Source organism: Salinicola avicenniae (assembly GCF_023736115.1).
GTDB lineage: Bacteria > Pseudomonadota > Gammaproteobacteria > Pseudomonadales > Halomonadaceae > Salinicola > Salinicola avicenniae.
On sequence record NZ_JAKQZC010000004.1, the window covers coordinates 174,669 to 185,470 of the forward strand.

Consider the following 10,802-nt stretch of genomic DNA (forward strand, 5'->3'; position numbering starts at 1 on the left):
GAGCGTTCCCCATGCGGCGAAGGGTGTCCCGGCGGTTCCCGATTTCCTGTTTCCTTCTACCTCTCTCGTTGGCGCTGTCGCTGACCGGCTCGCTTGCCCAGGCTGCCGGCTTCGATCACGTGGCGCGACTGGCTGACAAAGGCTTTGTGATCGGCGCGCAGGCGCGCATGCTCGACAGCGGTGAGGTCGTCGGCGCGCTCAATCCCGTCCAGCCGTTGTCGCCAGCCTCGGTAACCAAGCTCTATACCGCGGCAGCGGCGCTGGATCGCTGGGGTCCGCAGCATCGGTTTACCACGCGGTTCGTCTCGACCGGCGAGGTGGACGGTGACGGCGTTCTGCACGGGGATCTGGTACTCGAGGGAGGCGGCGATCCGGCCCTGACGTCCGAAGAGCTCTGGCGGCTGATCCAGAAACTGCGCGAGCGCGGCGTCTCTCGCGTCGACGGCCAACTGGTGATCAGCCAGTGGCGCTTCGGGCCGGTCGACTGCGTGACCACCGACCGCTGCCATACGCGTAGCGAAGGCACCAACGCTTACGGCGCGCTACTCTCTTCGGCGGCGGTCAATTACGGCAGCTGGTGTGCCACGGTGACGCCCGGGATCGTCGGTCAGCCGGCGCGAATCACCAGTTGCGATACCGTGGCGCCAACCATTCGAATCGAAAACGATGTGACCACCGTCGCCGCGGGTGGCGCCGTCCAGCTCTCCGCCCGACGCATCACCGATGCCCATGGCGATACGCTGCGTGTCAGCGGACAGATTCCCGATGAGGCGCTTCCGCGGGCGGTTTACAAGTCGAGTTCCGACCCCGCCGATCAGACTGGCCAGACGCTGCTGTCGCTGCTGCGTCAGTCCGGCATCGCACTCGAGAACGGGTACGCGGTAAGCCAGCAGCCACCGCCGGTGAGTGCCACGCCGCTGGCCGCGGTCGAGGGCAAGCCGCTGCAGGAGTTGCTGCTGCGCACCCTCAACTACTCCAACAACTTCATGGCGGATACGCTGGCGCTGGATCTGACCACCGGGTCACAGCAGGGGCTGCCGGCGGCCGGTCAGATGCTCGAGCAGTTCGCCAACCAGTTGCCCGGCAGCGATCCGGTCACGCTGCGTAGCGGCAGCGGCCTGACGCCGGAAAACCGCACTTCGGCGCAGAGCGTCAACGCGTTGCTGGGGGCGATGTATGATCGCGCCTCGCTGTTTCCGACCTTCGTGGCGGGCATGCAGGTGCCGACCAACGGGCCGATGCGCTTCATTCGTCGCGGTAGCCAGACCTTTCAGGACCACGTGATGCTCAAGACCGGCACGCTCAATGAGCCGGTCACGGTGCGGGCGGTAGCGGGCTATTTCCGCACCGAGAGCGGGCGCTGGGGCAGTTTCGCGGTGCTCGTCAACGGCACCGGGGCGACGCCGTATCTGTCGTGGCGCGAAACGTTGCCGATGGTGGCCGACGATCTCACCGCGATGATCGAAAATCACTGATCCGATATCCCGAGTCTAGGCTGCCGGCCGATCGCCACGGGTGGCCAGTCGGCGGTGACGGGTGCTGGCCCGTCCGGTCTCAAGTCTTCGTTGGCCAACCAGGAGTCCGTCATGTCGCTGTATCGCTGGGGATTGTCTGTCGTGTTGATGTCGCTGCTGGCGGGATGTGCCGGGATGGCCGCCGAGGTCCCGGCGCCCGCACCGAGCGAACCGCTGGTCGGCACCTACTGGAAGCTGACGTCGCTCGACGGCGAGCCGGTGACGGTCCTGGATCAGCGCCGGGAGGCGCATCTGGTACTGGCGGCGGATGGCCGGGTGCACGGTTCGACCGGCTGCAACCGGTTTGCCGGTCGCTACCGCCGCGAGGGGGCGCGTGTGAGCTTTTCGTCCCTCGCCGCGACGCGTATGGCTTGCCCCGATGACGCGATGCGCCAGGAGCGCGCCTGGCTCGAGGCGCTCGAACAGACGCAAAGCGTCTCGCAGCAAGGGCAGCGGCTGCGGCTCGAGGATGCCAACCGCCAGCCGCTGGCCGAACTGGTGGCCAATGCGCTCTACTAGTGTCGCGTCCGCCGTCGACGGCGGGCGATCTGTCAGGCCGATCGCACCCTCGGGATCTGGCACCACCCCCTTTTTTCAGGAGCGTTCTCGTGACTCCCATCGAATGCCGATTCGATGCGCACGGCGATGCCGTGCTGGCGATCTTCAACGACGCCATTCTTCATACCACCGCACTCTACGAGTATCAGCCGCGCACGCTGGCATTCGTGGAGGGCTGGTTCGACGCCAAGCGTGCCGGTGGCTATCCGGTCCTGGGGCTGTGCGACGACGCCACCGGCCGGCTGATGGGGTTTGCCAGCTATGGGCCTTTCCGCCCTCATGCGGCCTTCCGTTATAGCGTCGAACACTCGGTCTACGTCGACGGCGATTTCCGCCAGCGCGGGGTTGCACGCGCGCTGATGCAGGGACTGATCGAACGCGCCGAGCAGCAGCACTACCACACCCTGGTTGGCGGCATCGATGCCGATAATGCCGCCAGCATTGCGCTGCATGAGAAGCTGGGGTTTACCCATGCCGGTACGGTGCGCGAAGCCGGGTTCAAGTTCGGCCGCTGGCTCGATCTGGCGTTCTACCAGCGCGTGCTGGCCACGCCGAATCACCCGGTCGAGACGTGAATCGCGCCGGCCGAAACGTGAATCGGACCGGTCGAGCCGCGTAGTCTGCCGCGCGTTGCCGATTCGACCGCCTCCAATATGAACGTCAACGTCTGAACGCTGGAGCCTGGCGCCCATGGTCCTGCCCGTGTCGCTGCTGTTTCTCGCCGTTGTCTTCGTGACGTCGCTGCTGTCAGGTATCTTCGGCATGGCGGGCGGGCTGATTCTGCTGGGTTTCCTGCTGGCCTGGCTGCCGGCCGCCGCCGCTATCGCCGTGCACGGCGTCATCCAGCTCTCCGCCAACGCGTCCCGCGCCTGGCTGTCGCGCGACTACATCGACTGGCGCATCGTCGGCGGTATTGCCGTCGGCGTCGGGTTGGCGGCATTGGCGCTGGCGATGGTGCGCTACCATCCCAGCGAGACCGTCGTATTGATCGTGCTCGGCCTGATGCCGATTCTGGTCTGGATTCCCCAGCGCTGGTTTCACTTCAACGTCGCCCGGCCGGCCCACGCGGTCGTCTGCGGCATCGTCTCCGGCGGGCTAACCATCGCCGTTGGCGTCTCCGGCCCGACCATCGACATCGGTTTCCTCCGCAGCGGCCTCGACCGTCGCACCGTGGTGGCGTCCAAGGCGATCATCCAGGTCGTCTCGCATGCGCTGAAGATCGTTTTCTACTGGCGGGCGGCACTGGCGCTGGGGTCCGCCGAATGGGGCTGGGTGCTGCTCGGCATCCCGCTGGCGTTTCTCGGCACGCGCAGCGGCAATCGCATTCTGGCCCGGTTGAGCGACGGAGGTTTCCGCACCTGGACGCGCTGGATCGTCACGGTGGTGGGCGTCTACTACCTGGTCCGGGGTCTTGGCGGGCTCGTCTGACAGCGTCAGTCCCGCGAGGGGCTGACGCCAAAGTAGCGCTTGTACTCGCGGCTGAACTGCGAGGTACTGCGGTAGCCGACTTCCGCCGCGGCGCGGGCCACATTGAAGCCCTGCTGGCCGAGCAGTGCCCGGGCCCGCAATAGCCTCAACCGCTTCAGATACTGCATCGGCGAGAGCTTGGTCGTGCGCTTGAAGTGGTGGTGGAAATGCGAGGCGCTCATGTTGGCGCGACCCGCGAGCGACTCCACGCTGATCGGGGTGGCGTAGTGGCGATGAACATAGTCCAGCGACTCGGCGATGCGCGCATACTGCCCCTGGCGCTGCACGAGGTGACGCAGCGAGTCGCCCTGGGGGCCGCGCAGCGCGAAGTAGAGCACTTCGCGCATGCGACCCGGGCCGAGCAGGCGACTGGCGGTCTCATCGTGGAGGCAGTCGACCAGTCGCTGGACGCTGTCGGCCATGGTGTCGTCGAGCGCGACGGCAGCCATGGGCTCGGCGGGCGCGGCGCTGCCGCCGGGCATCTGCTGCACCATCTCGTTCAACATCACCGGGTCGAAGCCGAGGGTAATGCCCAGCAGCGGCGTCTCGCGGCTGGCGATCGTTTCGCACTCGAACGGCAGCGGCATCGCCTGGACCAGATAGTTGCCCGGACCATAGTGAATGGTTCGGTCACCCAGATACCCGACCTTGTCACCCTGGGCGATGATGAACAGCCCCGGCTCGTAGATCAGCGGTGTCCGCGGATGGCCGCAGTGAGAGGCGATCAGGCGTACGCCATCGATCGCGGTGTCCTGAAAGCCATCCTGCCGGATCAGTGGGGCCAGCGTCGCGGCGAGTCGAGCGGAAGTGCCGCGAGACTCGTGGGCGCCCGCCGGCGGCTGCGGTGCACGATCCCAGGGTTGCGGTGAGGGTATATCGAGCATGGCGTTACCTGACGTCAGTGGTGCTAAAAGAGCGAATCAGGGTATTGTGCATGAAATTTTGCGTTATACAGTAACAATACTACCTAATTGCACAGGATTTGGCAGTCGTTGTACAGAAACGGGCATGGCGGGGCCGGCGCGATTCGACAACACTTGTCGCCACTCAAGTCACCGACCCCATCCAGGAGGGTTTTCATGGCCGATACACAAGCGACTCCCGCCAAAGGCTACGCCGCGCACTCCGCCACATCACCGTTGGAGTTGTGGAATTTCGAGCGTCGCGCACCGCGTCCGGACGACGTCGCTATCGAGATTCTCTACTCTGGCGTCTGCCACAGTGATCTACACTTTGCCCGTGACGACTGGGGCATGGCGGCCTATCCGGTCGTGCCGGGTCACGAGATCGTCGGTCGCGTCACGTCAGTGGGCGATCAGGTCACCCGTTACCAGGCTGGCGATCTGGTCGGCGTCGGTTGCATGGTCGACTCCTGCCGCCACTGCCAGGCCTGCAACGATGGCCTCGAGAACTACTGCGCCGAAGGTTTCGTGATGACCTACGGCAGTCCCGATGGCGAAGACGGCAAGCTGACGCAAGGTGGCTACTCCGATTCCATCGTGGTCAGCGAACGCTTTGTCGTGAGCATTCCCGACAAGCTCGACATCAAATCGGCCGCGCCGATTCTCTGCGCCGGTATCACCACTTACTCGCCGCTCAAGCACTACGGTGTCAAGCCGGGCGACAAGGTCGGCGTAATCGGGATGGGCGGTCTCGGCCACATGGGCGTGAAACTGGCCAAGGCGCTGGGTGCCGAAGTCACGCTCTTCACGCGCTCCGAGTCGAAAAAGGCCGAAGCGAAGAAACAGGGCGCCGATCACGTCGTCATCTCCACCAATGAAGACGAGATGCAGGCGATCGCCGAAACCTACGACTTCATGCTCGACACGGTCCCGGTTCAGCATGACCTGAATCCCTATCTGGCGGCGCTGAAGCCGGACGGTACGCACATCCTGGTCGGTCTGCTCGAGCCGATCGATCCGGCCATCTCCGGTGCCAACCTGATCTTCCGTCGTCGTGTCCTCGCCGGTTCGCTGATTGGCGGTATGCCGGAAACACAGGAAGTCCTCGACTTCTGCGCCGAGCACGGGATCACCTGCGACGTCGAGATGATCAATATCGATCAGATCAACGAAGCCTGGGATCGCATGCAGAAGGGCGACGTGAAGTATCGCTTCGTCATCGACATGGCATCGCTCAAGAACGCCGGCTGACCGCCCGGCGCGATGGGTTCCTGATCTGGAGCGTGGCCCTCGGGCCACGCTCTTTTTGTTGGTGGGACGGCGGCGCGGTGGAGCGGGAGTGCCGGCGAGATGCGATCAGTCGCGGCGGTCGTCCATCACTCTGACCATGCCCTCCTGCGCGGTCGAGGCGATCAGGTGGCCTGCCTGGTCGTAGAAGCGGCCCTGCGCAAAACCGCGTGCACCACCGGCCCATGGGCTTTCCATCTCGTAGAGCAGCCATTCGTCGAGCTTCGGGTGCCGGTGGATCCAGAGCGCGTGGTCGAGACTGGCGATGCGCAGGCGCGGATCGCCGAACTCGACATCGTGGGCGAGCAGGCTGGTCAGCAGCAGGTTGAAGTCGGAGCTGTAGGCTAGCAGGTAGCGGTGCAGCGCCGGGTCCGCCGGCATCGAACCGCCCCCCATGCGGAACCAGATGCGACGAGACGGTGGCTGGCCATGATGCTCGTCGACGATGATGAACTCCACCGGGTGGCCGCGAAAGCGGTGGCGCTTGGCTTGGCCTTCGTTGAGCAGCGTTTCCGGCGAGGCGACGGTCGGGGCCTCGGGCTGATGCTGGAGACCGTGCTCGTGCCCTTGGAAGGAGGCACTGCAGAAGAAGATCGGCTGCCCTCTCTGAATGGCGGTGACGCGGCGGGTGGTGAAACTGCCGCCGTCGCGCACCCGGTCGACCGAGTAGACCACCGGCAGGTTGGCATCGCCACGACGCAGAAAGTAGCCGTGGAGCGAATGTAGAAAGCGATCCGCTGGCACGGTCTGCGTAGCCGCCGAGGCGGCTTGTCCCAGGGCTTGGCCGCCGAACAGCTGCGGCAGGCCGAGATCCTGGCTCTGACCGCGAAACAGGTTCTCTTCCAGGGCCTCCAGTCCCAGCAGGGCGATCAGATCATCCAGTGGCTGTGTCATTGTCGTATCCTTGATGGCGCATCGGTGGCAGGCGGCAGTCTATCGTGCGTGGGATCCGACTACCGCACGTGGTCGTCTGTCAGGCAACATCAGTCACGAAAACGGGACGCGAATGCAACGCAGCGATGAATTCTACATGCACCGGGCGCTGGATGAAGCGAGGCGCGCCTTGGCCGAAGACGAGGTGCCAATCGGCGCCGTCGTCGTCGACGCTGCCGGTGAGGTGATCGGGCGGGGCTTCAATCGCCCCATCGCCGGGCATGACCCGACCGCGCATGCGGAGGTCGAGGCGCTGCGCGACGCGGCGCAGGCCTGCGGTAACTATCGACTCGAGGGCTGTACGCTGTTCGTGACGCTCGAGCCGTGTCTGATGTGCACCGGCGCAATGATTCATGCGCGTGTCGACCGCCTGGTCTACGCCGCTGCAGAGCCCAAGGGCGGCATGGCGGAATCCCGTGCCAATCTCTTTGCGCAGCCGTGGTTCAACCATCGCGTGGCGGTGACCGGTGGCGTGCTTGCCGCCCCGGCCGGTCGCCTGCTGCAGCAGTTTTTCCGCGCGCGGCGCGAGCGGGACGGCGCCTGAAGGCTCAGACTTCGGCGGCGTCGGCGAAGACCACTCGGTCGCGCCCGCTCTGTTTGGCGCGGTAGAGCGATTCGTCGGCGGCCTGGAACATCTGGTCGCGATGCAGGGCGTCTGTCACGCAGACGCCGATACTCAAGGTCATCGGCTTGCCGTCCGGCAGCTTCAGACCGGTCCCCAGGACGGCCGTGCGCAACGCCTCGGCCAGCGCCTCGGCGCGAGCGCGGTCGGCGTTGGGCAGGCAGGCGACGAACTCCTCGCCGCCGTAGCGCGCAAAGAGCCCGCCGGCAGCTTCTACCGGCACCCGGCAGCGGGCGGCCAGCGCCTTCAGGTAGCGATCTCCCTCCAGGTGGCCGAAGTGATCATTCACACTCTTGAAGTGGTCGATGTCGCAGATCAACAGGGCCAGCGGCAAGGCCCTCTGCTGCCGATCCATCCACTGCAGCAGTTCGCGACGATTGGGCAGCGACGTCAGCTCGTCGTGACGTGCCATCCACTCGATCTCCTGCTGTAGCCGCGCGCGCGCGCTCATCTCCTCGCGCAGCGAGTCGTTCGCGGCATTGGCGAGCCGGTGCTGGTGCGCCAGGCGGCGGTAAATATAGAGCACCATGTGCAGCAGGTAGGCCAGCAGCAGGCCGAAGGCCAACGTGACCTCCGGTAATCGCGCACGTTCCCGCACCAGCCAATGCAGCGATGGCTGGACGCTGAGCGTCGCTTCGTCGACCCCGAGCGATACCGTCTGGTGATAGCGCCAGTCGGCAAGATCGCCGAGCGGGCCGTAGTGGAAGAAGATCTGATCGCTGCCGCTCAGCATCACGGCGCGATCCTGGCTGTGCGTCTGCGAGAGCAGCGAGTTGAGCAGGTTGTCGACGCTGACCACCATGCCGACGGCGCCGCGCAGCTTGCCGTCGCTGACGTCGCGTACCGGTAGATAGCTGATTACGCCGCGCCCGCCTTGGAGAAAGTCGATCAGACCGGTCTGGCCCTCGATGCCATACACCAGCGAACGGTCCAGCGCTGCCTTGATGCCCGTGCTCGTCTGATAGAGGTTGATGCCGAGCACGGCCCGGTTGTCGCGCAGGGGGTAGACGCGAATCACCGTGCCCTTCGGGTCGATGAAGGCGATATTGCGGAAATAGCCGAAATCGTCGTGATAGCGCTTGGCCTGCTGGTCCCATTCGGCACGCGAGGGGACGCGCTCCAGCATGTTCCAGAAGCTGGTGAAGCGACGCATGGCCTTGAGATGGGCGGCCGTTTCCGAGGCCAGCAGCGTGGCGATGTTGTTCCCATCGCCGGCGATGAGGCGATAGAGGCGCTGGTTGTCGGTCTGGCGCTGCTGCTGCCAGCTCAGCATGGCCAGAAGCGCAATCAGCCCGCCGACCGCCAGCGGTGGCAGAATGCGTTGCCAGTAGCGCTTCAGTGTGGGCAAGAGCTGGACGAACTGCACCAGCCACGAGAGCCCGAGCGCCAGCCAGAGCATCGCCGGAATACCGACCAACCCGGAGGCGTAGGTGGGCGGCGGAGTGATCGACTGGTAGCCCAGCAGGGTGCCACCCAAGGCGACCAGCAGCAGCAAGATCGGTGACCCGAGGCCGATTCGGGAGAGCAGCAGGAGATTGAGCGTCAAACCGAAGATGACGCACAGTGACAGGATCGGCGGGCGCAGCTCGAACAGTGTTCCACGCCCCGGCAGGTGCTGTAGCCAGCTTTGCCACAGGGGAGTGTTCAGCCAGCTTTCGGCGAGCAGGTAGGTGACGATCAGGGCGAGCGTCAGCAGTCCGGTGGGGATCAGCAGCCAGCGGCTGGTTTGGCGCCAGCGGCGATAGTCGGCCAGTTGGCCGAGCCAGAGCAGGGCGATCAACGGTGCCAGGATCCAGCGTTGATCGGGCTCGTCGCCGGGCCAGCTTGTCAGCAGCACGACCGGCAGCGCCAGGTAGAGCGCCAGACGAGACACCACGACAGGCATAGGCGTTATTGTTCCCTTGTCCGCGGTGACAACTCACGCCAGCTCATGGCGCTACAGCAGCGGGGAAATCACCTCGAAAGGGCTGATCTCTTCGCTGTCGAGGGCGCGCTCGCTCAACTGATTGAACTGCTGCTGACTGCGGTTGACGTATTTGAGTATTTCATAATATCGACGGATGTTGCGCACGTAGATTACCGGTTCGCCGCCGCGCGCGTAACCGTGTCGTACCCGAGAGTGCCACTCGCGTTTCTGCAGCAGTGGCAGGGCTTCACGGACATCGGCCCAGCTCATGGGGTCACCACCACGGAGTCGCGCGATCTTCTGGGCGTCGTAAAGGTGGCCGAGGCCGACATTGTAGGCTGCCAGCGCCATCCAGGTGCGGTCGGGTTCGGGAATGGCCTCGTTCAGACGCTGCTTGACGTGCAGCAGGTAGCGTGCGCCGCCGTCGACGCTTTGGCGCGGATCGAGACGGTTGTCGATGCCGACTTCGCTGGCGGTTGGGCGGGTCAGCATCATCAGGCCGCGCACGCCGGTGGGGGAGGTCGCGTCGGGCTCCCAGTGCGACTCCTGATAGCCAAGCGCGGCGAGCAGGCGCCAGTCGAAGCCGGTCTCGCGCGCGGCCTCCTTGAAATAGGGCACGAAACGCGGCAACCGGTTGCTGACGTGATGAATGAACAGCCGTGCACCGACGTACTCCAGGTAGTCGTCGTGACCGAAGTAGCGCGCGATCAGGTCGTCGAGTTCGCCGCTTTCGCGTTGGGCGTCGATGAAGGCATTGGCCGCTTGCAGCAGGTCGACCGGCGTGTCGGCGGGAAAGGCCCAGGCGAGGCTGCGGGGCTTGCCGAGGGCGAAGCCGCGTTCCACGTCGGGAAAGAAGAGACGGTTGAGCTTGAACTGATGGGTGTAGATCACGGCCACGTCGAGGTCTTCACGTTCGACCATTTCCATCAGGTCGGCCACTGTCAGGTCCTCGGCCTCGCGCCAGCCCAGTGCCGGCAGGTTCTGCTGCTGGGTCCGCAACGCCTCGGCATTGCCGGAGTTGGCGATCGCGCCGATGCGCAACCCGATCAGATCATTCAGGGTGCGCACCGGCGGCAGGCCGCGCCGATAGACCACCAGCGGCTGCAACGACAGGATCGGACGGCTGTAGCGGATACCGGGACGGGCGAGGTCGAGCGTCAGGGCGCCGGCGCCCATGTCGGCGCGGCCGTCACGCACGTCGTCCAGGACGTGATCGATACGGCTGCTGCTGTCGATCGCCAGGCTGACACCGAGCGAATGGGCGAAACGGCGCAGCAGCTCGTATTCGAATCCGGTCGGTCCATGGCTGCCTTCGTAGAAGGTGACCGGACCGTGGCGTGTCGCAACCTGCAAGAAGTCGCGTTTGCGGATCGAGTCGAGACCGTCGCCGAAACGAATCGATAGCTGAGCCGGGCAGAGCAGCGTCGCCAGTGCCAGCAGCAAGGCCAACGCGACGCGCAAGCGCGTCAGGAGATAGGGCATGCAGTGCGATCGGTGGAAGCGTGACGCCACACCATAGCGACCCTGAGGGGCGATGTCATCTTCGTGCGACGGGGGCGCGATGTCCGGATAGGTGATGACGGCATTGGCTTAGCGAGCCCTGGCGCTTTCCA

The 10,802-nt window shown here is 65.2% G+C and carries 10 protein-coding genes; 6 read left to right on the forward strand and 4 right to left on the reverse strand.

Translation table 11 applies throughout. From position 1 onward, the window contains the following. The first annotated feature begins 11 nt into the window (after positions 1 to 11). The 4 genes from dacB (at position 12) to MC381_RS10205 (ending at position 3,500) form a co-directional block, all read left to right on the forward strand. Positions 12 to 1,475, forward strand: coding sequence for a D-alanyl-D-alanine carboxypeptidase/D-alanyl-D-alanine endopeptidase (dacB, locus tag MC381_RS10190; protein WP_251977646.1), 1,464 nt, complete (start codon positions 12 to 14; stop codon positions 1,473 to 1,475). 111 nt (positions 1,476 to 1,586) lie between these two features. Next, positions 1,587 to 2,033: an META domain-containing protein gene (locus MC381_RS10195; RefSeq protein WP_251977647.1), complete on the forward strand. Its 447-nt coding sequence runs from the start codon at positions 1,587 to 1,589 to the stop codon at positions 2,031 to 2,033. 89 nt (positions 2,034 to 2,122) lie between these two features. Further along, positions 2,123 to 2,647 (forward strand): GNAT family N-acetyltransferase, encoded by a 525-nt coding sequence (locus MC381_RS10200; RefSeq protein WP_251977648.1) that lies wholly within the window; start codon positions 2,123 to 2,125, stop codon positions 2,645 to 2,647. A gap of 115 nt (positions 2,648 to 2,762) precedes the next feature. Next, complete coding sequence (locus tag MC381_RS10205; RefSeq protein WP_251977649.1) at positions 2,763 to 3,500, forward strand: TSUP family transporter; 738 nt, start codon at positions 2,763 to 2,765, stop codon at positions 3,498 to 3,500. Positions 3,501 to 3,505: 5 nt separating this feature from the next. On the opposite strand, the gene MC381_RS10210 is transcribed toward MC381_RS10205, so the two are convergent. Continuing rightward, entirely contained in the window at positions 3,506 to 4,423 is a 918-nt protein-coding gene (locus MC381_RS10210) for an AraC family transcriptional regulator (RefSeq protein WP_251977650.1), read from the reverse strand. A gap of 195 nt (positions 4,424 to 4,618) precedes the next feature. Between MC381_RS10210 and MC381_RS10215 the strand changes: the two genes are divergently transcribed. After that, positions 4,619 to 5,692 (forward strand): NAD(P)-dependent alcohol dehydrogenase, encoded by a 1,074-nt coding sequence (locus tag MC381_RS10215; RefSeq protein WP_251977651.1) that lies wholly within the window; start codon positions 4,619 to 4,621, stop codon positions 5,690 to 5,692. Positions 5,693 to 5,797: 105 nt separating this feature from the next. Here MC381_RS10215 and MC381_RS10220 read toward each other — a convergent pair whose 3' ends face one another. Then, entirely contained in the window at positions 5,798 to 6,622 is an 825-nt protein-coding gene (locus MC381_RS10220) for an acyl-CoA thioesterase (RefSeq protein WP_251977652.1), read from the reverse strand. A gap of 112 nt (positions 6,623 to 6,734) precedes the next feature. Here MC381_RS10220 and tadA point away from each other — a divergent pair, with 112 nt between their 5' ends. Then, entirely contained in the window at positions 6,735 to 7,205 is a 471-nt protein-coding gene (tadA, locus tag MC381_RS10225; protein ID WP_251977653.1) for a tRNA adenosine(34) deaminase TadA, read from the forward strand. Between the two features lie 4 nt (positions 7,206 to 7,209). Here tadA and MC381_RS10230 read toward each other — a convergent pair whose 3' ends face one another. Together MC381_RS10230 and mltF are read right to left on the reverse strand one after the other, a co-directional pair. Then, the gene (locus MC381_RS10230; RefSeq protein WP_251977654.1) at positions 7,210 to 9,168 is read right to left on the reverse strand and encodes a sensor domain-containing diguanylate cyclase; all 1,959 of its coding nucleotides are present in this window, start codon (positions 9,166 to 9,168) and stop codon (positions 7,210 to 7,212) included. 51 nt (positions 9,169 to 9,219) lie between these two features. Next, positions 9,220 to 10,671 (reverse strand): membrane-bound lytic murein transglycosylase MltF, encoded by a 1,452-nt coding sequence (gene mltF, locus MC381_RS10235; protein ID WP_251977655.1) that lies wholly within the window; start codon positions 10,669 to 10,671, stop codon positions 9,220 to 9,222. Positions 10,672 to 10,802: the final 131 nt, after the last annotated feature.

Excerpts from the sequence above, each read along its gene's own strand:
- MC381_RS10195 (WP_251977647.1), top strand. The coding sequence starts at position 1,587 with ATGTCGCTGTATCGCTGGGGATTGTCTGTCGTGTTGATGTCGCTGCTG.
- dacB (WP_251977646.1), top strand. The coding sequence starts at position 12 with ATGCGGCGAAGGGTGTCCCGGCGGTTCCCGATTTCCTGTTTCCTTCTA.
- MC381_RS10210 (WP_251977650.1), bottom strand. The coding sequence starts at position 4,423 with ATGCTCGATATACCCTCACCGCAACCCTGGGATCGTGCACCGCAGCCG.
- MC381_RS10220 (WP_251977652.1), bottom strand. The coding sequence starts at position 6,622 with ATGACACAGCCACTGGATGATCTGATCGCCCTGCTGGGACTGGAGGCC.
- MC381_RS10230 (WP_251977654.1), bottom strand. The coding sequence starts at position 9,168 with ATGCCTGTCGTGGTGTCTCGTCTGGCGCTCTACCTGGCGCTGCCGGTC.
- MC381_RS10215 (WP_251977651.1), top strand. The coding sequence starts at position 4,619 with ATGGCCGATACACAAGCGACTCCCGCCAAAGGCTACGCCGCGCACTCC.
- tadA (WP_251977653.1), top strand. The coding sequence starts at position 6,735 with ATGCAACGCAGCGATGAATTCTACATGCACCGGGCGCTGGATGAAGCG.
- mltF (WP_251977655.1), bottom strand. The coding sequence starts at position 10,671 with ATGCCCTATCTCCTGACGCGCTTGCGCGTCGCGTTGGCCTTGCTGCTG.
- MC381_RS10205 (WP_251977649.1), top strand. The coding sequence starts at position 2,763 with ATGGTCCTGCCCGTGTCGCTGCTGTTTCTCGCCGTTGTCTTCGTGACG.